Origin of the sequence: Pseudomonas sp. DCB_BI, assembly GCF_026240995.1 — a bacterium.
Taxonomy (GTDB): Bacteria; Pseudomonadota; Gammaproteobacteria; order Pseudomonadales; family Pseudomonadaceae; genus Aquipseudomonas.
In genome coordinates, this window is sequence record NZ_JAPFCG010000016.1 from 49,735 (window position 1) to 73,447 (window position 23,713).

Annotated in this window: 22 protein-coding genes and 1 pseudogene; 5 read left to right on the forward strand and 18 right to left on the reverse strand. The window is 63.1% G+C overall.

Annotated elements, in window-relative coordinates; all coding sequences use genetic code 11:
- The first annotated feature begins 10 nt into the window (after positions 1-10).
- Entirely contained in the window at positions 11-1,336 is a 1,326-nt protein-coding gene (locus OO258_RS17935; RefSeq protein ID WP_016715698.1) for an FMN-binding glutamate synthase family protein, read from the forward strand.
- 52 nt (positions 1,337-1,388) lie between these two features.
- Complete coding sequence (locus OO258_RS17940) at positions 1,389-2,690, forward strand: ammonium transporter (RefSeq protein ID WP_266031912.1); 1,302 nt, start codon at positions 1,389-1,391, stop codon at positions 2,688-2,690.
- Positions 2,691-2,754: 64 nt separating this feature from the next.
- Here OO258_RS17940 and OO258_RS17945 read toward each other — a convergent pair whose 3' ends face one another.
- Both OO258_RS17945 and OO258_RS17950 read right to left on the reverse strand, forming a co-directional pair.
- Positions 2,755-4,167: a purine-cytosine permease family protein gene (locus OO258_RS17945; protein ID WP_110743166.1), complete on the reverse strand. Its 1,413-nt coding sequence runs from the start codon at positions 4,165-4,167 to the stop codon at positions 2,755-2,757.
- 653 nt (positions 4,168-4,820) lie between these two features.
- Complete coding sequence (locus tag OO258_RS17950) at positions 4,821-5,273, reverse strand: Lrp/AsnC family transcriptional regulator (RefSeq protein ID WP_133972560.1); 453 nt, start codon at positions 5,271-5,273, stop codon at positions 4,821-4,823.
- Between the two features lie 111 nt (positions 5,274-5,384).
- Here OO258_RS17950 and OO258_RS17955 point away from each other — a divergent pair, with 111 nt between their 5' ends.
- Positions 5,385-5,999 (forward strand): LysE family translocator, encoded by a 615-nt coding sequence (locus tag OO258_RS17955; protein WP_266031913.1) that lies wholly within the window; start codon positions 5,385-5,387, stop codon positions 5,997-5,999.
- Between the two features lie 66 nt (positions 6,000-6,065).
- On the opposite strand, the gene OO258_RS17960 is transcribed toward OO258_RS17955, so the two are convergent.
- The 10 genes from OO258_RS17960 to OO258_RS18005 form a co-directional block, all read right to left on the reverse strand.
- The gene (locus OO258_RS17960) at positions 6,066-8,249 is read right to left on the reverse strand and encodes an ATP-binding protein (protein WP_266031914.1); all 2,184 of its coding nucleotides are present in this window, start codon (positions 8,247-8,249) and stop codon (positions 6,066-6,068) included.
- A 126-nt stretch (positions 8,250-8,375) separates the two neighbouring features.
- On the reverse strand, positions 8,376-8,939 hold the full coding sequence (locus tag OO258_RS17965) for an NUDIX hydrolase (RefSeq protein WP_266031915.1): 564 nt from the start codon (positions 8,937-8,939) through the stop codon (positions 8,376-8,378).
- A 2-nt stretch (positions 8,940-8,941) separates the two neighbouring features.
- The gene (locus tag OO258_RS17970; RefSeq protein WP_010954490.1) at positions 8,942-9,694 is read right to left on the reverse strand and encodes a GntR family transcriptional regulator; all 753 of its coding nucleotides are present in this window, start codon (positions 9,692-9,694) and stop codon (positions 8,942-8,944) included.
- A 90-nt stretch (positions 9,695-9,784) separates the two neighbouring features.
- Positions 9,785-10,174 (reverse strand): carboxymuconolactone decarboxylase family protein, encoded by a 390-nt coding sequence (locus tag OO258_RS17975; RefSeq protein WP_023535056.1) that lies wholly within the window; start codon positions 10,172-10,174, stop codon positions 9,785-9,787.
- Positions 10,175-10,308: 134 nt separating this feature from the next.
- Positions 10,309-10,794 (reverse strand): flavin reductase family protein, encoded by a 486-nt coding sequence (locus OO258_RS17980; RefSeq protein ID WP_110743163.1) that lies wholly within the window; start codon positions 10,792-10,794, stop codon positions 10,309-10,311.
- Positions 10,795-10,807: 13 nt separating this feature from the next.
- Complete coding sequence (locus OO258_RS17985; RefSeq protein WP_110743162.1) at positions 10,808-12,289, reverse strand: aldehyde dehydrogenase; 1,482 nt, start codon at positions 12,287-12,289, stop codon at positions 10,808-10,810.
- On the reverse strand, positions 12,286-13,119 hold the full coding sequence (locus OO258_RS17990; protein WP_110743161.1) for an alpha/beta fold hydrolase: 834 nt from the start codon (positions 13,117-13,119) through the stop codon (positions 12,286-12,288). Before OO258_RS17990 ends, OO258_RS17985 begins: the two co-directional genes overlap by 4 nt.
- 68 nt (positions 13,120-13,187) lie before the next feature.
- A complete protein-coding gene (locus tag OO258_RS17995; protein ID WP_003256068.1) occupies positions 13,188-13,784 on the reverse strand; it encodes an amino acid synthesis family protein in 597 nt (198 codons plus the stop codon).
- Between the two features lie 192 nt (positions 13,785-13,976).
- Positions 13,977-15,017: an LLM class flavin-dependent oxidoreductase gene (locus OO258_RS18000; RefSeq protein WP_110743160.1), complete on the reverse strand. Its 1,041-nt coding sequence runs from the start codon at positions 15,015-15,017 to the stop codon at positions 13,977-13,979.
- A gap of 80 nt (positions 15,018-15,097) precedes the next feature.
- Positions 15,098-15,583 (reverse strand): flavin reductase family protein, encoded by a 486-nt coding sequence (locus OO258_RS18005; RefSeq protein ID WP_110743159.1) that lies wholly within the window; start codon positions 15,581-15,583, stop codon positions 15,098-15,100.
- A 316-nt stretch (positions 15,584-15,899) separates the two neighbouring features.
- Between OO258_RS18005 and OO258_RS18010 the strand changes: the two genes are divergently transcribed.
- On the forward strand, positions 15,900-17,306 hold the full coding sequence (locus tag OO258_RS18010) for a purine-cytosine permease family protein (RefSeq protein WP_266031916.1): 1,407 nt from the start codon (positions 15,900-15,902) through the stop codon (positions 17,304-17,306).
- A 52-nt stretch (positions 17,307-17,358) separates the two neighbouring features.
- Here the strand turns inward: OO258_RS18010 and OO258_RS27725 are convergent, their stop codons facing one another.
- From OO258_RS27725 to OO258_RS18020, 3 genes are all read right to left on the reverse strand, one after another.
- Positions 17,359-17,925: a methyl-accepting chemotaxis protein gene (locus tag OO258_RS27725; RefSeq protein ID WP_416309216.1), complete on the reverse strand. Its 567-nt coding sequence runs from the start codon at positions 17,923-17,925 to the stop codon at positions 17,359-17,361.
- Between the two features lie 66 nt (positions 17,926-17,991).
- The gene (locus tag OO258_RS27730) at positions 17,992-18,984 is read right to left on the reverse strand and encodes a methyl-accepting chemotaxis protein (RefSeq protein WP_416309217.1); all 993 of its coding nucleotides are present in this window, start codon (positions 18,982-18,984) and stop codon (positions 17,992-17,994) included.
- Between the two features lie 229 nt (positions 18,985-19,213).
- On the reverse strand, positions 19,214-20,416 hold the full coding sequence (locus OO258_RS18020; RefSeq protein WP_266031917.1) for an NAD(P)/FAD-dependent oxidoreductase: 1,203 nt from the start codon (positions 20,414-20,416) through the stop codon (positions 19,214-19,216).
- 191 nt (positions 20,417-20,607) lie between these two features.
- Between OO258_RS18020 and OO258_RS18025 the strand changes: the two genes are divergently transcribed.
- On the forward strand, positions 20,608-21,147 hold the full coding sequence (locus tag OO258_RS18025; RefSeq protein ID WP_266031918.1) for an RrF2 family transcriptional regulator: 540 nt from the start codon (positions 20,608-20,610) through the stop codon (positions 21,145-21,147).
- 46 nt (positions 21,148-21,193) lie between these two features.
- Here OO258_RS18025 and OO258_RS18030 read toward each other — a convergent pair.
- From OO258_RS18030 to argC, 3 genes and pseudogenes are all read right to left on the reverse strand, one after another.
- Positions 21,194-21,391, reverse strand: a pseudogene (locus tag OO258_RS18030) (helix-turn-helix domain-containing protein); the annotation flags it as partial.
- A gap of 498 nt (positions 21,392-21,889) precedes the next feature.
- Positions 21,890-22,576 carry a GNAT family N-acetyltransferase gene (locus OO258_RS18035; RefSeq protein WP_266031919.1) on the reverse strand — a complete coding sequence of 229 codons (687 nt, stop codon included), beginning with the start codon at positions 22,574-22,576 and terminating at the stop codon, positions 21,890-21,892.
- Positions 22,577-22,654: 78 nt separating this feature from the next.
- Positions 22,655-23,596 carry an N-acetyl-gamma-glutamyl-phosphate reductase gene (gene argC, locus OO258_RS18040; protein ID WP_266031920.1) on the reverse strand — a complete coding sequence of 314 codons (942 nt, stop codon included), beginning with the start codon at positions 23,594-23,596 and terminating at the stop codon, positions 22,655-22,657.
- Positions 23,597-23,713 lie beyond the last annotated feature (117 nt).

A 23,713-nucleotide genomic window follows, 5' to 3' on the forward strand; every position in this document is an offset into this window, starting at 1 on the left:
GAGCATTCCCATGAGCGAGCAATTCCCCCCGGTACTGCGTGAGTCGGCCACCTTCGACCGCCTGACCATCCAGGAAATCCAGCGTGCCGCCGAAACCGGCATCTATGACATCCGCGGCGGCGGCACCAAGCGCCGCGTGCCGCACTTTGACGACCTGCTGCTGCTCGGTGCCAGCGTGTCGCGCTACCCGCTGGAAGGCTACCGCGAGAAGTGCGGTACCGACGTGGTGCTGGGTAACCGCTTTGCCAAAAAGCCGATCCACCTGAAGATCCCGGTGACCATCGCCGGCATGAGCTTCGGCGCGCTGTCGGCCAACGCCAAGGAGGCCCTGGGCCGTGGCGCGACGATCGCTGGTACCAGTACCACCACCGGCGACGGCGGCATGACGCCGGAGGAGCGCGGCCAGTCGCAGCACCTGGTGTACCAGTACCTGCCGTCACGCTACGGCATGAACCCCGACGACTTGCGCAAGGCCGACGCCATCGAGATCGTCCTTGGCCAGGGTGCCAAGCCGGGCGGTGGCGGCATGCTGCTGGGCATGAAAGTGACCGAGCGGGTGGCCGGCATGCGTACCTTGCCGATCGGCGTAGACCAGCGCAGTGCCTGCCGCCACCCGGACTGGACCGGCCCGGATGACTTGGCCATCAAGATTGCCGAGATCCGCGAGATCACCGACTGGGAAAAACCGATCTACGTGAAGATCGGTGCCAGCCGCCCGTACTACGACGTCAAGCTGGCGGTGAAAGCGGGTGCCGATGTGATCGTGCTCGATGGCATGCAGGGTGGTACGGCTGCAACCCAGGAGGTGTTCATCGAGCACGTTGGCATCCCGATCTTGCCGGCTATTCCCCAGGCGGTGCAGGCGCTGCAGGAAATGGGTATGCACCGCAAGGTGCAGCTGATCGTCTCGGGGGGTATCCGCAACGGTGCCGATGTGGCCAAGGCCATGGCCTTGGGGGCGGATGCGGTGGCGATTGGCACGGCGGCGCTGATTGCCCTGGGCGACAACCACCCGCGGCTGGACAGCGAGCTGAAGAAGATCGGTTCGGCGGCAGGGTTCTATGACGACTGGCAGAACGGTCGCGACCCGGCCGGGATTACCACTCAGGACCCGGAGCTGGCCAAGCGGTTGAACCCGGAGGAAGCCGGGCGGCGGCTGGCCAACTACTTGCGGGTACTGGTGCTGGAGGCGCAGACCATGGCGCGGGCGTGTGGCAAGTCGCATCTGCACAACCTTGATCCGGAGGACTTGGTGGCGTTGACCGTCGAGGCGGCGGCCATGGCCCGGGTGCCGTTGGCAGGGACCGCGTGGGTGCCGGGCCAGGCGCAGTATTGAGTTGACCCTCGGGGGGCTGCGAAGCAGCCCCCCATTCGCACAGGAGTGACCCATGAAGCATGCCCTTGCTGTTGTGCTGCTCGCGTTGACGCCATTGGCCCACGCCGCCGAACCCACTCTGGACACCGGCAATACCGCGTGGATGATCTGCGCCGCGATGTTCGTGTTGATGATGTGCATCCCTGGCCTTGCGCTGTTCTATGGCGGCATGGTGCGGGCGAAGAACTTTCTGTCTGTATTCACCCAGCTGTTCGCTGTGGCCGGTGTCATCGGCATTCTCTGGGTGCTGTTCGGCTACAGCCTAGTGGTCGATACCAGCGGCATGGTCGAAGGGCAGATCACCGTAAACAGCTTCATCGGCGGGCTGGACAAGGCCCTGATGCTGGACATCGGCCATGACAGCCTGGTCGGCACCATCCCCGAAGGCGTGTTCGCGGTGTTCCAGCTGACCTTCGCGATCATCACGCCGGCGCTGATTGCCGGTGGGTTTGCCGAACGCATGAAGTTCAGCGCTTCGCTGCTGTTCATGGCGGCGTGGTTCGTGCTGGTGTATGCGCCAATCGCCCACATGGTATGGGGCGGGCCGGGGGCATTGATGGTCAACTGGGGTGTCTTGGACTTTGCTGGCGGTACGGCGGTGCATATTAACTCTGGTGTGGCAGCCCTGGCGGCGGCGTTGATGCTGGGTAAGCGCAAGGGTTACCCGCAGGTGGCGATGCCGCCGCACAACCTCGGTTTCACCCTGGTAGGGGCAGGGTTGTTGTGGGTGGGCTGGTTCGGCTTCAACGTCGGTTCAGGGCTTGCGGCCAACCAAGGGGCAGGGGTGGTGATGCTGGCGACCATGGTGGCGGCCTGTGCCGGGATTGTCGGCTGGTTGTTGACCGAAAAGGTGATGCATGGTCGACCGACAGCGCTGGGTGCGGCTTCCGGCGCGCTGGCCGGACTGGTCGGAATCACACCAGCCTGTGCTTTTGTCGGGCCGTTGGGCGCGATGGTAATCGGCTTGTTGACTGGGGCGATCTGCTTCTTTGCCGTGACCCGGCTCAAGCAGGCGCTGGGGTATGACGACAGCCTCGATGTATTCGGGCTGCATGGTGTTGGCGGGATGATCGGGGCCGTGTTGACCGGTGTGTTTGCCGCGCCGTCGCTGGGCGGATATGTGGAAGGGGCCTCGCCGCTCGGGCAGGCGCTGATACAGCTCAAGGGCGTGGCGTTTACCTTTGTCTATTGCTTCGTGGTGAGCTGGGCGATTCTCGGGGCCATCAAGCTGACCGTGGGGCTGCGGGCCAGCCGAGAAGAGGAAGAGCAGGGGCTGGACCTGGCGGAGCACAATGAGCGGGCGTACAACCTCTGATTGATGCGGTGCCTGTGCCGGCCTTTTCGCGGCTTGACCCGCGAAAAGGCCGGCACCGATTCGATCAGTGCCCCATGGCCAACTTCGCACTGGTCTGCCGACGGCGGTAGGCGCTGTCACGGCTGGCCAGCCACCAGTACAGCGGCGAGGTCACTGCCAGGCCCACCAGCCACGACAGGTCAGCCCCGTTGATGTGCTCGGAAATCGGCCCGACGTACAGCGGTGTGTTCATGAACGGGATCTGCACCACGATGCCGATCGCATAGGCGATCAATGCCTGCGGGTTGTAACGCCCGTAGACGCCGCCATCCACCTGGAAGATCGACTGAATGTCATAGTCGCCCTTGTGAATGGCATAGAAGTCGATCAGGTTGATTGCCGTCCATGGCACCAGCACCACCAGCAGCACCAGCACCATGTCGACGAAATGGCCGATGAAGTCTGCAGAGGCGAACACCGCCACCACGCAGCAGGCGGACAGCACGATCAGCGACAGCACCGCGCGGCTCTTGGCGGTCGGAATCCAGCGGTAGGCGAAGGTCTGCACCAGGGTGATGATCGACAGCACTGCGCCATACAGATTGAGGGCGTTGTGGCTGATGACGCTGAGCAGGAACAGCACCAGCATGATCGGGCCGAGGGTGCCGGTGGCCAGCTTGACCGCGTCCATGGTGTCCATACCGGCCGGGATTGCCAGCACCGCCACGGCGCCGAAGATGAACGACAGGCTTGAACCCAGGGCTGAACCCAGGTAGGTAGTCCAGAAGGTCGAGCTGACTTTCACGTCTGCCGGCAGGTAGCGCGAGTAGTCCGACACATAGGGTGCAAAGGCGATTTGCCACAGCGCCGCCAGCGACACGGTGGCCAGCCAGCCGGCCAGGTTGAAGCCGCCGCGGGTGAGGAAGTCGTCGCTTTGCACATGGGTGAAGATGTAGCCGAACCCGACCACGATACCGATGCCCAGCACCCAGGTGCCGATGCGGTTGAGTACGTGGATGAAGCGGTAGCCGATGATGCCGATGATGCCCGAACCCAGCGCACCGATGACGATGCCGACCGGGACGGGTACGGCGTCGACCACGCCATGCAGCGACTTGCCGGCAAGCACGATGTTGGAGGCGAAGAAGCCGATGTACATGACCCCGGCGATCACCACCACCAGCAGCGCACCAAGGGTGCCGAACTGGGCGCGGCTCTGGATCATCTGCGGGATGCCCATCTGCGGGCCCTGGGCCGAGTGCAAGGCCATCAGCACGCCACCGACCAGGTGACCGACGAGGATGGCGACGATGCCCCATACCAGGTTCAGGTGAAACAACTGCACCCCTAGCGCGCCGGTGACGATGGGCAGTGGCGCGATATTGCCGCCGAACCACAGTGTGAATAGATCCCTTACCTTTCCATGGCGGTCTTCCGGCGGCACATAGCCGATGGTGTGTTTTTCTATCAAGGGTGCCGAATTGGCTGCACTGGTCATGACTGACTCCAAGGCAAGGTAGGGCATAGGGAGCTGCCCGGGGGCGTGCCGGCGAAGGGCGACGCGTTCTTGTTGGAGCGATGATGCGGGGCGCTGGGGTAAGGGGAAATTAGTAAATATGTACCCATAAGCGTTAAAAAACCTAAGGCTGACAAAAGCTTAAGCGGTTGACGGTAGCAAGGAGGGTGCCAGTTGGTCGGAAGGCTTGGGGTAGAAGGGTTTGCTTGGGGGCGTGCAGGTTTGTGGTGGGCTGGGGTGGTGCGGTGTGCACGTTTACAGTGCAGGTGAAAAGGTTGCCTGTAGCGGCCCCTTCGCGGCTGAAGCCGCACAAGGATTGGGCTAGATCCTGGAAATTGAGCAAATCAGTTGCTTCCACCATGATCGCGCCGGTTTTCAGGTGTTGAGCAAGCCAGTTGTTTCTCCAAGTACTGCATCAGCCTCAGGCCTGCGGGGTACCTGTGGGAGCGGGCTTGCCCGCGAAGAATTCAACACGGTGCCTGGCACGGGCTTTGCCCGTGTTCGCGGGACAAGCCCGCTCCCACAGGGATTGGGCGAGATCCTGGAAATTGAGCAAGACAGTTGCGCCTACAAGCATGAACCTGTGGTGTATCGGGGTGGATTTAGCCGCTAAGGGGCCGGCCGAGAGGAAACAACTACATCGGCAGTAGCCGGTCTTGAATCACCTCTTTCATCACCAGGGTGGAACTCAAGCGCTTCACATTGGGAATGCTGGTCAGTTGCTCGTCGTACAGCTTCTGAAACGCCGGCAGGTCCTTGGCCACCACATGCAGCAGGTAGTCCGGGTCACCGAACAACCGCTGCGCTTCGACAATCTGCGGGATCTCAGCCAACGCCGCTTCAAAGTCAGCCACCGGCTGGCGGGTGACTTCGCGCAGGGTGACGAACACCAACGCGGCAAAGTTCAGCCCCAGGGCGCTCGGTGCCAGGCGAGCGTGATAGCCCAGAATCGCCCCGGACTCTTCCAGTGCCCTCAGGCGCCGATGGCAGGGGGACAGGCTGAGCCCCACGCGGTCGGCCAGTTCGGTCACCGACAGCCGACCGTCTTTTTGCAGCTCGGCAAGGATTTTTCGGTCAGTTCTGTCCATTGGCAAGAATCTTCCAGTAAATGAATGTTGGCGGGGAATATACGAAAGAAAATCCCCAGGCGGAATCCGTAATCTTTCCTCATCCCCAAGCAGTAGATAAGGAAGATTCAAGTGGCTATCAGTGTGCTGACGGCGTTCTGGGCTGTGTCGATGCTATTCGTGATTACCCCTGGTGCAGACTGGGCCTATGCCATCTCGGCAGGCATGCGCGGGCGTTGGGTGATGCCCGCGGTGGCGGGGATGTTGTCGGGGCACTTTCTCGCCACCCTTGTGGTGGCGGCTGGGGTCGGTAGCCTGCTGGCGGGCCACCCGTTGGCGCTCACCTTGCTTACCCTGGCTGGCTGTAGCTACCTGCTGTGGCTGGGTGGCAACCTGTTGCTGAGCCCGGTATTGCCGTCAGCCGGGCAGGGCGGGGTCGGGGAGTCGGGTTCGCGCTGGGCGTTGAAGGGATTCTGCGTCAGTGGCCTGAACCCCAAGGTTTTCCTGCTGTTCCTGGCCCTGCTGCCGCAGTTCACCGACCCCCAGTCCAGTTGGCCGGTGCCGGTGCAGATCTTGCTGCTGGGGCTGGTGCACTTGTGCAGCTCACTGGTGATCTACTCGCTGGTGGGTTATGGCGCCAAGGCCGTGCTGAGCACTCGGCCGGGCGCGGCAAAGCTGGTAGGGCGGGTGTCGGGTGTGGCGATGATTACCGTGGCCCTGGGGCTGATAGCCGGGCAGATCAACTGATTTCACCGGTCATGAATGGCTTCGGAGGTGGTTGCCGGTCTGACAGGGACGCAGCGCGCCCCACGCTTAACTGCCCAGCACCTGGCCGAGTACCTGGCACAATTGTTCCGCCGAGTAGGGCTTGGCCAGAAAGGCGAACCCTTGATGCCCGCCTTCGGCAACCGCCTCGCTGTACCCTGAGGTCAGGATTATCGGCAACTGTGGACGCTGACGGCGTAGTTCACGGGCCAGCGCCAGGCCGCCCATGCCGGGCATGATCACATCGGAAAACACCGCATCAAAATCACCCGCCGGGCCGGTAAGCTGTGCCAGCGCTTCTTCCGCCGAACGCGCATAGCTGATCCGGTAGCCCTGGTCTTCCAGGATCTGCGCAGTGAAGTTGCCCAGGTCCGGGTTGTCTTCTACCACCAGTATCCGTCGCCGGCCGCCCTCTGCCTGCTGCTGGCGGGTCGCCGTGGCGTCTTCGGCGTGGTCTGCCGGTGGCGCCTGCTGCGGCAGGTACAGGGTGAAGGTGGTGCCCTGGCCGGGGATGCTGTGAACCTGCACATCGCCCCCTGACTGCTTGGCAAAGCCGAACACCTGTGACAAGCCAAGACCGGTGCCTTCGCCCGGCGCCTTGGTGGTGAAGAACGGGTCGAAAATGCGCTCCAGCAATTCGTTGGCGATGCCGACGCCGCTGTCGCGCACTGATATCGCCGCGAACGGGCCTGGCTGCGGCGCATGGCCGCGCAGGCCGGGTAGCGGCTGGTCCGCTTGCAAGCGCAGTTGCAGGGTGCCTTCGCCGGCCATGGCATCGCGGCCATTGAGCATCAGGTTGATCACTGCGGTTTCCAGCTGGCTGAGGTCGGCGCGGATATGGCAGGGCGCCTGCGGCAGCTGCAATTCGATCTGGATGCGCGCACCGGTGGCGGTGTCGAGCATATCGGCCATGGCCTCCAGCCGTGCCCCGGCCTCGAACACCTCCGGGCTCAACGCCTGGCGGCGGGCAAATGCAAGCAGCTGGCCGGTCAGCTTGGCGCCACGGTCAACGGTGTCGGACATGGTCTTGAGATAGCGCTCGCGGCGTTTTTCGTCCAGGCTGGGGCGTTGCAGAAAGTGCAGTGACGAGCGAATGATGGTCAGCAGGTTGTTGAAGTCATGGGCCACGCCGCCGGTCAGCTGGCCGATCGCCTCCAGCTTGTGCGCCTGGCGCAATACGGCTTCGGTGTGCAGCAACTGGGTGGTGCGCTCCTCCACGCGGTGCTCCAGGGTGGCATTGAGCGCTTCCAGCGCCGCCATGGCTTCGCGAACCTCGGCGTTGGCCTGTACGCGCTGGATATGCGCCCAGCAGCGCTCGGTGACTTCGCTGATCAGCGCTTGCTCATAGTGGGTCCATGCCCGTGGTGCTTTATCGTGAATGGCCATTAGCGCGGTCAGCCGGCCGCCCTTGATCAGGGGCATGCAAATGGTCGCGGTGATGCCGATTGCCTGGAAGGTGGCCGCTTCCTCAGGGGCCAGCTCGCGTAGATTGTCGTTGATCACCAGGGCCTGGCCGCTGCGCAGGCGGCTGACTGCCAGGTGGCCGAAGTCGCGCAGCTGATATTGCCCGACAAGGTGCGGCGAGCCGGGTGCTACCGCGTCGCCACAAATGGTGAAGCCGTCCTCGTCGGGATCCATGACTGCGTAGGCGCAACTCGACAACTGCAGGTGCTCGAGGAGCCGGTGGGTGGCGATGGCGAGCACCTGGTCCGGTTCGGTGGCATCGGCAATGCTGCGGCCAAGGTCGTCGAGGAACTTCAGGCGCTGGTTGGCCAGCACGTTGGCGGTGGTTTCGGTGACGGTATCGAGCATGCCCAGTACCTGGCCGTCGTGGCCACGGATAGGGCTGTAGCAGAAGGTGAAGTAGGCGCGTTCGGGCCCGCCATTGCGGTCGATGGTGAGCAAATAGTCCTCGATATAAACCGCTTCGCCAGCCAGAGCCCGTCGGGCCATGCTGCTGATGTCGGCCCAGGCTTCCTGCCACACTTCGCTGAAAGGCTTGCCAAGCGCCAGTGGCTTCTGCCCGAGGATCTGGGAGAAGGCGTCATTGTGCAGGGTAAGCAGTTCCGGGCCCCAGAGCACTGCCTGCGGAAAGCGCGAGGCCAGGCACAGGGCCAGGGTAGTTTTCAGGGCGTCGGGCCAGGTGGGGAGGGGCCCCAGGGAAGTGTTTGTCCAGTCGTGATGGCGGATGCGCTCTGCCATCAAGCCGCCGCCGTCTAGCCATTTCGCCATATACGCTGCCGGTCCGTTTGCTCAAGGCCATTAGGGTGCACCGAGAATAGCCGCTTGGCGAGTGTTTTCGTGTTGCCGGTACCGGCCCTTGCGCGGCGCAAGCCGCGCCTTCACGGCCGGCGCAGGCTAGCGCATGAAGTGCACTTTGCCGGTATCGTCATTACCCATGTAAATGCCGTAAACCCCGGCCTGCCGTTCCAGGATGTAACGCTCGAGAATCTGCCGGATCGCCGGATAATAGATCTCGTCCCAAGGAATTTCATCCGGTTCGAAGAACTTGTACGCCAGGGTTTCCGGGCCATACTGGCCGGTCTCTTCAGTGGCGATGGCGCGGAAGATGATGTACACCTCGCTGATTTTCGGCACGCTGAAGATCGAGTAGGGCGAAACGATGTCGGCGCGCACGCCGCTTTCTTCCCAGACCTCGCGCAGCGCTGCCTGCTCGGTGGTTTCGCCGGCCTCCATGAAGCCGGCCGGCAATGTCCAGGTGCCGGGGCGCGGCGGGATGGCACGCTGGCACAGCAAGTACTTGCCCTCGCGCTCAATGATGCAGCCCGCGATGATCTTCGGGTTGATGTAGTGGATGTAACCGCAGCCGGTGCAGTGCAGGCGTTCGTGGGTATCGCCTGTGGGAACGCCCCGGGCCAGTTCCGTGGTGCAGTGCGGGCAGTAGCGCGGGGCGTTGGGCATGGTCAGCGGCCTATACGGGGTTCCTTCAGGGCCAGGGGCTCGACGATGTCGCGCACCTTGGCGTTGTCATCCTGCTTCTGGCGCAGGTAGTCCAGGGCCACCTTGGCGGCAGCGCGGACATGATCGACCGAAGCCTGGTGCGCGACCAGCGGGTCGCCACCCTTGATAGCTTCGACGATTTTTTCCATTTCGCGGTTGCTGGCGCCGCGGCGGTTTTCTTGTGACACCGAAGTGGCCCGCAAGTAACTGATGCGTGCCTGCAACTGGCGCAACTGTTGCGCTGCCACCTGGTTGCCTGAACCTTCCAGCAGCACATCGTAGAAGCCTTGCACCGAATCCAGCACCTGTTGCAGCTCGCCCTCTTCCAGGGCCTCGCGGTTCACCTCCAGCGCGCGCTCAAGGGCACGGATGTCCTTGGCCTTGGCGTTGAGGGTGAACAGCTGCACGATCAGGCCTTCGAGCACGCAGCGCAGCTCGTAGATGTCGCGGGCGTCTTCCAGGGTGATGATGGCCACCCGCGGCCCCTTGGCGTCGGCGAATTCCACCAGGCCTTCGGACTCCAGGTGGCGCAGGGCCTCACGCACCGAGGTGCGGCTGACGCCGAGGCGGTCGCAAAGGTCGCGCTCGACCAGGCGGTCGCCGGGCAGCAAATGGAAGTTCATGATCGCGGTGCGCAGCTTGTCGAGCACGATTTCGCGCAGGGTAACGGGGTTGCGGTTGACCTTGAAACTGTCGTCGAGTGGCTGGCGTTTCATCAAGTGCGCTCTTAAAGAGGCTGCCCGGCCGCAACCGCAACAGCACCACGAACCTTGGGTGCTCCTTGCGTGGGTTCGAACAGCCCGGTGTTAACGGGTTGACTCCGCATCGGCTTCAGCGAACGCTTCGCGGGCCAGGCGGAAACTGTCCACCGCCGCGGGCACGCCGCAATAAATGCCGACCTGGAGCAGGATCTCGCGAATCTGTTCACGGCTCAGGCCATTGCGCAGTGCGCCGCGAATGTGCAGTTTGAGCTCGTGGGGCCGGTTGAGCGCGGAAATCATGGCCAAGTTTATCATGCTGCGCTCCTTCAGCGAGAGGCCTTCGCGGCCCCAGACATGGCCCCAGCAGTATTCGGTGACCAGCTCTTGCAGCGGCTGGGTGAACGCGTCGGCGTTCTGGATCGAGCGGTTGACGTAGTCCTCGCCCAGCACCTGGGTACGGATCTGCAGGCCTTTCTCGTACTTTTCATTGCTCATGCGCAGTACTCCGGAATAAAACAGGGGCCGCAACCGAGGGTGAGACGATTAGCGCGACCCCTGAAAACAGGGTCATCGGTGCTGGCTTCTTCGCGGCCAGCCCGCGAAGAGGCCAACACCGAATTCAAGCTATATCAGCCGAGGGGCGGCAAGGCGCCCAGCTTGCCTTTGTGGTAGACCATCGGGGTCACCGGCTCCGCCGGCAGCACCAGGTTCTTCACCGCGCCAACGATGATCGCGTGGTCACCGCCGTCGTACTCGCGCCACAGTTCGCACTCGATGATCGCGGTGGCCTTGGTCAGCAGCGGGTTGCCCAGTTCGCTCAGCTGCCACTCGACACCCTTGGCCTTGTCCTTGCCCTTGCCGGCGAAGGCATAGGCCTCGGCGGTCTGGTCGGCAGACAGCAGGTGGATCGCAAACTGCTTGCTGTCGCGCAGGATCGGGTAGGTGTCCGAGGCGTAGTTGGGACAGAACAGCACCAGTGCCGGATCGATCGACAGCGCGCTGAACGCGCTGGCGGTGATGCCGACGATGCCGCCGTCGGCGTCCAGGGTGGTGACAACCGTGACGCCGGACGGGAAGGAGCCCATCACGTCTTTGTAGATGCCGGGTTCGATCATCTCGTGCTACCTCTCAACGCATCACAAACGGGTCGGGCATCGGCGCGGTGGACAAGTTGATCCACACGGTCTTCAGCTCGGTATAGGCCAGCACCGAATCGATGCCGCTCTCACGGCCGTAGCCGCTGTTCTTGAAGCCACCGATCGGTGCCATGGCCGACACGGCGCGGTAGGTGTTGACCCAGATGATCCCCGAACGCACGTCACGGGCCAGGCGGTGGGCGCGGCCCAGGTCGCGGGTCCAGATGCCGGCAGCCAGGCCGAACTGCGAGTCGTTGGCAATTTCCAGGGCTTCTTCCTCGGTCTTGAAACGGATGACCGCAGCGACCGGGCCGAACACTTCTTCCTGCATGATGGTCATCGAATTGCTGTCGCATTCGAACAGGGTCGGCTCGTAGAACCAGCCATCGCCTTCGACCTCGGCACGCTTGCCACCCATGTGCAGCTTCGCGCCCTCGGCCTTGGCCGCAGCGACCAGGCCTTCGACCACGGCCAGTTGTTGTGCCGTGGCCATCGGGCCCATTTCGCTGGCGTCGTCCTGCGGGTTGCCGATGCGGATGCGCTTGGCGCGGGCGATCAGGCGCTCGACGAACTGGTCGAAAATCTCGTCCTGCACCAGCAGGCGCGAACCAGCCACGCAGCTTTGCCCGGAGGCGGCATAGATGCCGGCCACGGCGCCGTTGATGGCGCTGTCCAGATCGGCGTCGGCAAAGATGATGTTCGGCGACTTGCCGCCCAGCTCCAGCGACAGCTTGGCGAAGTTTTCGGCACTGCTGCGCACCACGTGGCGGGCGGTGGCCGCGCCGCCGGTGAAGGCGATCTTGCGCACCAGCGGGTGGCGAGTCAGCGCCGCGCCGGTGCTTGGGCCGTAACCGGTGACCACGTTGACCACGCCAGCCGGGAAACCGGCTTCGAGGGCCAGCCGGGCCAGTTCGAGGATGGTCGCCGAGGCGTGCTCGGACGGTTTCAGTACGATGGTGTTGCCGGCTGCCAGGGCCGGGGCCAGTTTGATCGCCGTGAGGTACAGCGGGCTGTTCCACGGGATGATGCCGGCGACCACGCCGATCGGCTCGTGCACGGTGTAGGCGAACAGGTCGGGCTTGTCCAGCGGCAGGGTGCCGCCTTCGAGCTTGTCGGCCAAGCCTGCGGTGTAGTGGAAGAACTCGGGCAGGTAGCCGACCTGGCCGCGGGTTTCGCGGATCAGCTTGCCGTTGTCACGGCTTTCCAGCTGGGCCAGGTGTTCCTTGTTCTCGGCAATCAGGTCACCCAGGCGACGCAGCAACTTGCCGCGTGCAGTGGCAGTGATGCTGCGCCATTCCTTGCTGTCGAAGGCACGCTGGGCGGCCTGTACGGCCAGCTCGACATCGGCTTCGTCGGCATCGGGCAGTTGCGCCCAGGCCTGGGCAGTGGCCGGGTTGAGGCTGTCGAAGGTCTTGCCGCTCTGGGCATCGCGCCATTGGCCGTCGATGCACATCTGGAAACGAACGAGGGTCATGCAACAATCCCCTTGGCGGATTCGGTGAGGGTGCGGGCTTGGGTGAGGAAGTCCAGCAGCATCTTGTTGACTTCACGCGGTGCTTCCACCGGCATCATATGCCGTTGCTCGGCGAGGACCACACTGTGTGCGCCAGGAATGCTGGCGGCGAGCTGGCGGGTCATGGCCGGGGTGGAGCCCGAGTCGAGTTCGCCGGTGGCGATCAGCGTCGGCACCTGGATACTGCCCAGGTCGCCTGCGCGGTACATGTCCTGAGTGGCGAACAGCGAATAAGTGGTGTGGTAGCCCTGCGGGTCGTTGCTCGCCAGCACCTGGCGGATGGCAGCGACCTGCGCCGGGTTGGCAGCCTTGTATTCACGGCTGAACCAGCGGTCGAGCGCCGCATCGACGTTGGCGTCAGGGCCTAGCTCTGCAGCCTGGGCGGCGCGGGCGATGACGCCGGCACTCTGCTCGGGGCTGCGGTTGAACACGCTGTTGAGCACGACCAAGGCGGCCAGGCGCTGTGGGTAGTTGAGCGCAAAGGCGCGGGCGACCAGGCCGCCCATGGAAAAACCGATCACGGTGGCTTGGGCAATTTGCAGGTGGTCGAGCAGTTCGGCGAGCTGGTCGGCGTAGCCCTCCAGCGGCGTGTCTGCGGCGGGTACACGGCTTTGGCCGTGGCCGAGCATATCGTAGGCAATGACGCGGTAGTCGTTGGCCAGGCCAACGAACTGACCGCCCCACATTTCCTTGTTCAGGCCCACGCCGTGGATCAATACCACGGGTTGGCCCTGGCCGACGGACAGGTAGCTGGTGCCGGCAGGTGTGCGTTCAGCGACAGGCTGAATCATGGAGGGCGCTCCTTGAAGGTCGGGCGCGGCGGGTAAGCACGCCACGCCCCGGCCCGTCTTGGTTGTTGTTATTGAGCGTTGGCTTTTTCGGCAGCCAGTTCTTCCAGGTCGATGTAGCGGTTGCCGATACGCGGGTGCAGACGGCCACCGTCGGCAGCACCCAGGACCACGACGATTTCATCGGCGCGCGGAGCGTCTTCGATCTGCATTTCCAGGGTGATGTAGTGCGAACGCAGGCCTTCGTCGTCCTTCTGCATCATCGGAATCTGGATCGAGGTGCCTGGGCCGCCGCGCTTGTTGGTGAAGCTCAGGTAGCTCTTGGCCTGTACCGCTTCACGGTAGTGGTTGCCGAAGCGCAGGGTGTGGATCACCGCAGAGGCGTGCTCGATTTCGCCGTCGGCGCCGACCACCGCGGCCTTGCCGTAGGCTTCGATCTTGTCGGCACCGCCAATGGCGGCAGTCAGGCGCTCGACCATCAGTGCACCCAGCTCCGAGCAGTTGGCGCGGATTTCCGGCTTTAGATCTTCAACGAAACCGCGACCGGCCCATGGGTTCTTGATCACGACGGCCAGGCCGACCATGGTCACCGGCTTGTCGGTGGCCTTGCCGCCTTCGATGCGGGTCTCTTCGGAGTAGGTGACGATCTTGCGGATTTCGAAACTCATGGATGGCTCCTGGTGAGGGTTATCAGCTCTTGTTGTCTGATGGTATACCATAATATTTGTTGTGCAAGAGGTGGCTGGAAATTTCTCTTGCGGGGGGACGAAAGGCGTACCCCTCAAAAAAAGCCCGCTCACGCGAGCCACAAGGGCCCACGGGAGCGGGCTGCGTCCCGCAATGATTCAGGCAATGGGAATTCAGGCGAACGCCGGCACCACTTCCTTGATGAACAGCTCGAGCGACTTCTTCTTCTCGGCGTGGGGCAGGCTGTTGTCGCACCAGAAGCTGAACTCGTCGACGCCAAGCTCCTGGTAGTACTTGATGCGCGCAATGATCTCTTCCGGCGTGCCGATCATGGTGTTCTTGCGGATGTTCTCCAGCTGGAACGCCGGCACTTCGGCGAACTTGGACTCCGGGCTCGGCTCCAGGAAGCCATTCACCGGGGTGGTCTTGTTGCCGAACCACGCATCGAAGGTGCGGTAGAAGCGCGAGATCGCCTGGGCGCCAACCTTCCAGCCTTCCGGTTCGGCCGGGCTGTGCACATGGGTGTGGCGCAGCACCATCAATTGCGGGCGCGGCACGTCCGGGTTGTTGTCCAGGGCGGCCTGGAACTTGTTCTTGAGGTCCAGCACTTCTTCGTCACCCTTCATCAGCGGGGTGACCATGACATTGCAGCCATTGGCAACGGCAAAGTTGTGCGAGTCCGGATCACGGGCGGCGATCCACATAGGCGGCGTGGCGTTGAACGGTTTCGGTACGCTGGTGGAGGTCGGGAACTTGTAGACTTCGCCGTCGTGGGCGTAGTCGCCCTCCCACAGCTTGCGCACCACCGGCACCATCTCGCGCAGCGCCTTGCCGCCGTCGGTGGCCGGCATGCCACCTGCCATGCGGTCGAATTCGAACTGGTAGGCGCCGCGGGCCAGGCCCACTTCCATGCGGCCGTTGCTGATCACATCGAGCAGGGCGCATTCGCCAGCGACGCGGATCGGGTTCCAGAACGGCGCGATGATGGTGCCGGCGCCCAGGCGGATCTTCTCGGTGCGTGCGGCCAGGTAGGCCAGTAGCGGCATCGGGCTTGGCGAAATGGTGTATTCCATGGCGTGGTGTTCGCCGATCCATACGGTGCTGAAACCGCCGTCTTCGGCCATCAGGGTCAGTTCGGTCAGGTCTTCGAACAGCTGGCGGTGGCTGACCTGTTCATCCCAACGTTCCATGTGCACGAACAACGAAAATTTCATGGGTTTTTCCTCAACGCTTGTTGTTGCCCGTCAGTCAAGCGGGCTTCAGTGTGGGGGCGGGCTGCGTCCTAGTGCAGGCTTCAGGCAAAGGCCGGCAGGCTGGCCATCTTGCCGCGGCAGTACACCATCGGCCGTGGCGCTTCGGCAGGGACGATCAGGTTGTGTACCTTGCCGACCATGATGGCGTGGTCGCCACCTTCATATTCACGCCACAGTTCGCATTCGATGACGGCGGTGGCACCGGCCAGGATCGGGTTGCCCAGTTCGCTCAGGGTCCACTCGATGCCGCTGGCCTTGTCCTTGCCCTTTTTGGCGAACGCGTAGGCTTCGGCCTGCTGTTCACCGGACAGCAGGTGAATGGCGAAGCGCTTCTGCTTGATCAGTACCGGGTAGGAGTCGGAGGTGTAGTTGGGGCAGAACAGCACCAGCGGCGGGTCCATCGACAAGGAGGAGAAAGCGCTGGCAGTAAGGCCGACGACCGAGCCGTCGTCGTCCAGGGTGGTGATGACGGTAACGCCGGACGGGAAGGAGCCCAGGACGTTCTTGTAGACGGTTGCGTCGATCATCTCGTGTACCTCTAAAGGGCTGCGGTGGTCCGCGGTTTTTATCGTTGATGTGTCTGATGGTATACCGTAATACCTATTTTGCAAGCAGAATTTTTAACCCTGATTTTTCGCGATGAACGGCCCAAGGCCACGTAAATCGTGGCCTTGAGCGGTGAGGCGGTTTGTCGCAGGGGTTTCGCAAGCGGATCAGTGGCCGTTTTTTCATGCGGATCAGTGTTGTCAAAAGCTTGGAATACCATAATATGGTCCGCAGCTGAGAGGCCGCCTTGATGCGGTTTCCTTACAAAGATAAAAACGACCTTTCGAGCTGAAAACCATGTCCCAACCGTCGTCGCAACACCAGTTTGTCGAGAATCACACGGTCGATTACGTTCCACCTGCCGAGCGCCATGGGAAGGCGCGCGACCTGTTCACCCTCTGGTTCAGTACCAACATCGCGCCACTGCCTATCGTGACCGGTGCCATGGTGGTCCAGGTGTTCCACCTGAACCTGTTGTGGGGCCTGATCGCCATCGTACTGGGCCATCTGGTCGGGGGCGTGGTCATCGCCCTGGCCTCTGCACAGGGGCCGCAGCTGGGCATTCCGCAAATGGTGCAGAGCCGTGGCCAGTTTGGCCGCTACGGTGCCTTGCTGATCGTGTTCTTCACCGCGCTGATCTATGTCGGCTTCTTCATTTCCAATATCGTCCTGGCGGGCAAGACCATTCACGGCATCGCGCCAAGCGTGCCGATGCCCGGCGCGATCGTGATCGGTGCCCTGAGTGCGACTGCCATTGGCGTGATCGGCTATCGCTTCATCCATATCCTCAACCGCATCGGTACCTGGGTGATGGGCTCGGCGTTGCTTGCCGGTTTCATCATGATGTTCGTCCAGGATCTGCCGGCTGACTTCTTCAGCCGTGGCGCGTTCAACCTGTCGGGCTTCATTGCCACCGTGTCGCTGGGTGTGATCTGGCAGATCAGCTTCTCGCCGTACACCTCTGACTACTCGCGCTACCTGCCCCGTGAAGTGGGCATTGCCAAGCCGTTCTGGGCCACTTACTTCGGCGCCACCCTGGGCACCATCCTGTGCTTCAGCTTTGGTACGGTGGCGGTGCTGTGCGTACCGGAAGGCACCGACGCAATGGATGCGGTGAAGCAGGCCACCGGCTGGCTGGGCCCGATCCTGATGGTGCTGTTCCTGCTCAACATCATCAGCCACAACGCCCTCAACCTTTACGGCGCCGTGCTGTCGATCGTGACCGCGATCCAGACCTTCATGGCCGAGTGGACGCCGAGCATCAAGGTGCGGGTGATCCTGGCGTCAGTGATTCTGCTGGGCTGCGGGATGGTGGCACTGAACGCCTCGGCAGACTTCATCGGCCACTTCATCGGCCTGATCCTGGCGCTGCTGCTGGTGCTGGTACCGTGGGCTTCGATCAACCTGATCGACTTCTACCTGATCAAGAAGGGCCAGTACGACATTGCGTCGATCTTCAGTGCCGACGGCGGTATCTATGGCCGCTTCAACCACCACGCGATCATTGCCTATGCCTGCGGCATCCTGGTGCAGCTGCCGTTTGCCAATACTTCCCTGTATGTGGGGCCGTACTCGAACATTGTCGAAGGGGCCGACCTGTCATGGCTGTTCGGCTTGCTGGTGACCGTGCCGCTGTACTACTGCCTGGCGACCCGCGGCAAGGCTGTCGAGAAGGCGGGGCGGGTGGTAAGCGTCAACGATTGATAGACCGCTGTTGCTGTAACCGGGGCCGCAATGCGGCCCCGGCTGTTTTGGATCAAACCTTGAACTGCGCGACCATCCCGTTCAGGTCCACCGCCAACCGCGACAGATCCTGCGCCGCCGCACTGGTCTGGTTCGCGCCCGCCGACGTTTGCATCGCCAAGTCACGAATATTCACCAGGTTCCGGTCTACCTCGCGTGCGACTTGCGCCTGCTCCTCCGAGGCACTGGCGATCACCAGGTTGCGCTGGTTGATCGAAGCAATGGCCTCGGCAATCACCTCCAACGCCTCCCCTGCGCTTTGCGCCACTGCCAGCGTACCCGTGGCGCGACCCTGGCTGCTGTGCATTGCCGTCACCGCCCGCTCGGTGCCGTTCTGGATACCGGCAATCATCTGCTCGATCTCTGCCGTCGATTGCTGAGTACGGTGGGCGAGGGCACGTACCTCGTCAGCCACCACGGCAAACCCACGTCCTGCCTCACCGGCCCTTGCCGCCTCGATGGCGGCGTTCAGTGCCAACAGGTTGGTCTGCCCGGCAATCGCACCAATCACGTCCAGCACCCGGCTGATCTCGTTGGCGTTGCTGGCCAGTTGTTCGATCTCGGCCGATGTGCCGGTCACATCCGCTACCAGATGCTGAATGGATGCCAGCGCCTGGTTGACCTGGTCGCGGCCATCTCGGGTGGTCTAGTCAGCGCCTTTGGAAGCATCAGCAGTGCTGACCGCGTTGTTCGCCACTTCCTCGACTGCCGCAGTCATCTGGTTCACCGCCGTGGCGGCCTGGTCGATTTCTGCACTCTGCTGATGCAGGCCGCGGCTGGTGTCTTCAGTGACGGTGTGCAGTTCTTCGGAGGCCGAGGCCAGTTGGTCGGAAGACGCGGCGATCTGGCGAATGGTATCGCGCAGGCTGCCCTGCATCCGGCTCAGGGCGCGCAATACCATGGCCGGCTCATCGCGACCGGTTACCCGTATTTCCCGGGTCAGGTCGCCGGTCGCCACGCGCTCGGCCACAGCCAGCGCATCGGCCAGCGGCACAACGATACTGCGGGTGAGTACGGTGGCGATGGCGGCAAGGGCCAGCATGATTACCACCAGTGCGGCCACTAGCGCGGTGAACGCTTCGTCAGCGACGTCGCTGCTGCGCTGCGAGGCTTGTTCGGCGCCTGTGCCGTTATAGGCGATCAACGCTGCCATGGCCTGCATCATGCTGTCGGCGCGCTGAGTCAGCGCGCCACTGATCTGCTGCTTGGCGTCGTCCATACGCCCGGCTTGGATGTCTTGCAGCACGCGGGTCTGTAATTCGAAGTAGTGCTGATGAGCAGCGCTGAAGGCATTGAACAGGGCGCGGTCATCGGCGGCGATGATCGTGTCGGCATAATTCTTCAGAGCATTATTCAGCTCGGTATTTATACCGTCGAGCATCTGCAGGTTGCGCACGCGGTCACTGGGGTTGTCGTCCAGGGCGGCACGCAAGGTGACGGCGCGGGCGCGCCCGAGGTTGGTGCTGATGTCACCGAGGGCTATTACGGCCGGCATCCAGGTCACCCGGATTTCATCCGTGGCGTTGTCCATCTGCCGGGTTTCATAAAGTGCGATCAAGCCCATGAACAGGACCAGGATGCCCAACAGGGCGAACACGCTTGCAGCGCGAATGCCGATCTTCAAATTCCGTAACTGCATGGAATGCTCCTTGACGGTGGCGTGCAGGCCTCAGGAGCTTGGGCGGATGGCCGGGTCACCGGTATGGCGCCAGGCTCTTGATGCGCTGCGAAGTGGGTTGTGTGTCTCACCCTCGTGACTTTTTTGTTTGAATGATGCCATATGGCCATCATTATTGAACAGCCATTCAACGTAACGGCCAGAACTGGCAAAACCGCCAATTGTTGACGGTTTTGTCAGGAAAATGCCGTTAAACGATGGCGATCATTGGGTCCGCCGCAGCCAGCGCCACGGTGCGGTCAGCCGCTGGCGGGTAAATCCACACCGAGTTGATCTGGCGTTTGAGGTCTTTGCCTGCCTGGCCGTGCAGCTTCAGTTCACGCTCCCAGCCTTCGCTGAAGGCGGCGCCCCAGTCGCCCAGGTCAAGGCAGGTGACGTACTTGGGCTGGCGATACACCACCGGATGCAGGCCGAGCAGGTCGGCGGCGGCGTTGTTGCCGGCGTGGCGGCCCATGGGGATGGCGTGCTGACACGTCATCAGGGCATGGTTGCCCAAGTCATCTACCGCAGCCCAGGCGGTGTCGCCGGTGGCATAAACGTGGTCCTGGCCCAGCACCTTCAAATGACTATCCACTTTCAGCCGGCCGAAGTGATCGCGCTCCCCGGCAACTTGCGCCGTCAACGGGCTGGCCTTGACGCCAACGGTCCAGATTACCGTGTTGCTGGCGATGTGCTCGCCGTTGTCCAGGGTGACTCCCGCCGCATCGACAGCCACCACCGAAGCGCCGGCCAGCCATTCGACACCGGCCTGTTCACACGCGGCAACAATCGACGGTGTGATCCCTGCACCCAATGCCGCGCCCACTTGCGCACCACGGTCGACCACCACTACCCGCAATGCCGCCTTGGCCCCGAGGATCGAGCGCAGGCGAGCAGGCATTTCGGTTGCGGTTTCGATGCCGGTGAAGCCGCCGCCGCATACCACCACGGTATTGCGAGCTGGCGAAGCCGGCAGGGCGGCCAGATTGACCAGGTGCTGCTCCAGGCGCATGGCCGATTCCATCTGGTCGACATCGAACGCATGCTCAGCCAGGCCTGGTACTGCCGGGCGGGCAACCTGGCTGCCTGCGGCCAGGATCAGGCGGTCGTAGTCGATACGCTGCGGCTGTCCGTGGGAATCGATATAGCTGACGCTGCGACCTTCGGTGTCGATGCTGTCGGCGTTGCCCGGGATGAAGTGAACGCCCACGGCCGCGAACAGATCACCCAGCGGCGCCTTCATGCCATGCACGTCGGCCTCGTAAAAACGCGGACGAATACGCAGTTCTGGCTGAGGCGCCAGCACGCTGATGCTGAGGTCGCCACGTTGCGCCTGGTCGAGCAGGCGTGCAGCGCTCAGGGCGCTCCAGACACCGGCAAAGCCGGCACCGATGATCAGGATGTTGGATTTCATGAAGGTGCTCCGCAAGGTTCGAAGAGGGCCTCGAGGGCCAGCTGTATGGCCTTCGATTAACTACGACTATATCGATCGGAGTTATCTTCGGCAAGGGCTTTCCCTTTGCAGTGGCGCTACCTTTCGACGCTTGTTTTGTCAGTGCCGGGGCATCGGCGTAACATATGCGACAAAATCGGTCGGAGATTTGAATGTCGCTTTACAGTGCTGGCGTGGAATACGGCATCCATTGCCTGTTGTTTTTAGTCGACGAGCGCGGTGAAACCCGTGATTCCAGCGTGCGCGACCTGGCAGAGTTGCAAGGCGTGCCGCAGGAATACCTGGCCAAGGTCTTCACCAAGCTGGCCCGTGCCGGGCTGGTGGCGGCCACTGAAGGCGTGCGCGGCGGTTTTCGCCTGGCGCGGCCGGCGGCGCAGATCAGCGTGCTCGATATCGTCAATGCCATTGATGGACCGAAGAAGATCTTCGATTGCCGCGAGGTGCGCGAGCGTTGCACGTTGTTCGACGGCTCGCCGCCGAGTTGGGCGACGGAGGGTACCTGTGCGATCCACGCAGTGATGTTGGGGGCGCAGAAGCGCATGGAAGAGTCATTGGCACAGCAGACTGTGCTGGACCTGGCCATGCGTTTCGGGCGCAAGGCCCCGGCTGAATTCGGCCAGCAGGTCGATGCCTGGATGGGGGAGCGGCGGGAGGCCAAGGGGGCTGGGGATATTCCGCTAGAGCAGGTGTGAAGGGGTTGCCCGTACTGGCCTTTGCGCGGGTGGGGACGTACGCCGGTCAGCGCCCTTCATGCTGCCGCCGATAGGCCCCAGGCTGCACCCCCACCACCTTGGCGAACGCCCGGGTAAATGCCGGCACCGACTGATACCCCACCTGCGCGCCCACGTGCTCCACGGTGTGCCCGGCCTGCAGCAACTGGCAGGCCTGGCGCATGCGCAGCGCCAGCAGAACATGCCTCGGCGATTGCCCGGCCAAACACGGTGCATGGCACGGGCTGCGCCCGTGTTCGCGGGACAAGCCCGCTCCCACAGCGATTGCGCTAGATTCAAGAAATTGAGCAAGCCAGTTGTTTCCCCAGGTACTGCATCAGCCTCAAGCCAGCGGGGGTGCCTGTGGGAGCGGGCTTATCCCGCGAAGCATCCAACACAGTGCATGGCACGGGCTTCGCCCGTGTTCGCGGGACGAGCCCACTCCCACGGGGATTGCGCTAGATTCTAGAAACTGAGCGAACCAGTTGTTTCCCCAGGTACTGCATCAGCCTCAAGCCTGCGGTGGGAGCGGGCTTGCCCCGCGAAGCATCCAACACAGTGCATGGCACGGGCTTCGCCCGTGTTCGCGGGACAAGCCCACTCCCACAGGGCTCGCGCCAGCTTTTGGAAATTGAGCAAGACAGTTGCTCCCACAGGGTACGGCACAGTGCTCAAGGCCTGCGTTGTACCTGTGAGTGGGGTTAGTCGCCAACAGCCCCTTGGGTCAATGCACGGTCTTGCGCTGGCGTACACACTCCAGCGCTTGGGCGGTCAGCTCATCCAGCCGCTCATCTCGCATCTGCTCTGCTTCGAGCATCGCATCCTCACCCTGCTGATTCAGCAGGTAGGTATGAATCTGCAGCACTTCCGCCGTCTGGTAGATCGGTGCTATGTCCAGCCGACCGATCAGTGCACCGCTGGGCTGCCCGGTGCTGCTCATCAGCACCTGCGGGCCACTGGCGGCCACCACCTGCATGCCCATGGCCTCGAACCACGGCACCTGGCTGGCAAAGGCGTTCAGCTCGACACAGGTATGTCGCGCCTGCAGGTCGCCCAGCAGGGCACGGGCAATGCCTTGGCGCCGATGGCTGGGGCGCACAGCGAGAAATGCCAGGGCACAGGCCTGCTCGTCGTCCTCGGCCGGCAGCGACAGCGCAAAGCCCAGCAACTGGTCTGGCGCTTCGGCGTCCAGCGCCAGGGTCAGCGCAACGGCCAGGCCGCGGGTGCCGTCCAGCGCTTGCAGGTACTGGTGCACCTCCATGCCCACGCCGTACTGGTACAGCGGGTACAGCGGGTTGTCGACGGTGATGGCGACACTGCTCAGTTCGCCGACATTGTGGATCACCAGCTCGCGGATCTGGTTTTGAAAAGACTCGGGCGGCACGCTGTCGAGGCGGCTCAGGATGAACATCGGGGGCAGGCTCCGGCGGGTGGGAATACAGCCCGCGCCGTGTCGACGCGGGGGTACAGTCTAACCGGTTTTGCCCAATCAGCCTTGTGCCTGTAGCGCGCCCAGCATCAGGTCGAGGTTTTGCACCGCCGCGCCAGAGGCGCCCTTGCCCAGATTGTCGAACACGGCGGTGAGCAATACCTGGCCATGTTCTGGGTTGGCGTACAGGGCCAGGCGCAGGTCGTTGCTGTCATTCAGCGCCTCGGGGTCCAGGTTTGCCGCGGCCCCGTGCTGGTGCAGCGGCATCACCCGGACGTGACGGGCGCCTTGGTAGTGCTGCTCCAGGCAGCCTTGCAGCTGTTCGGCACTGACCTGCCCGGGCAGCAGGCGCAACTGCAGCGGGATGCTCAGTACGATCCCTTGGCGGTAGGCGCCATAACCCGGCATGAACATCGGCCGCGCCGACAGCCCAGCGTGCAGCTGGATCTCCGGCACGTGCTTGTGCGCCAGGTCCAGCCCGTACAGCTGCAGGGTCGGGGCTGGGTCGGCGCCGGGTTGCTCATGCCGCTCGACGGCTGCGCGGCCGCCGCCGGAATAGCCGGAAATGGCGTGGATATTCAGCGGGTAGTCGGCCGGCAGCAGGCCTGCCTTGACCAGCGGACGCAAGAGGGCGATGGCGCCGGTGGGGTAGCAGCCCGGGTTGCTTACGCGTTTGCTATGGGCAATACGCTCGGCCTGTTGGTCATCCAGCTCAGGCAGGCCATAGACCCAGCCTGGCGCAGTGCGGTGCGCGGAGCTGGCGTCGATCACCCTTACCTGTGGGTTGAGGATGGCCGCCACCGCCTCGCGGGCGGCGGCGTCGGGTAGGCACAGCAGCGCAATGTCGGCGCTGTTGATCGCTTCGCGACGGCGCTGTGGGTCCTTGCGTTCGGCCTCGGGCAGGGTCAGCAGGCGCAAATCGTTGCGGCCTTGCAGGCGGGCGTGAATCTGCAGGCCGGTGGTGCCTTGGTCACCATCGATGAAGACAACAGGGGTGTGCATGGTCGCGGTCCGGTCAGAGGGGATGACCTATGCTCGCTGGTGGCTTTCATAAAGGAAATTTGAATATCATGATGCTGATGTTCATCTTTAATGAACGATAGAGCTTCCGTGACCTCC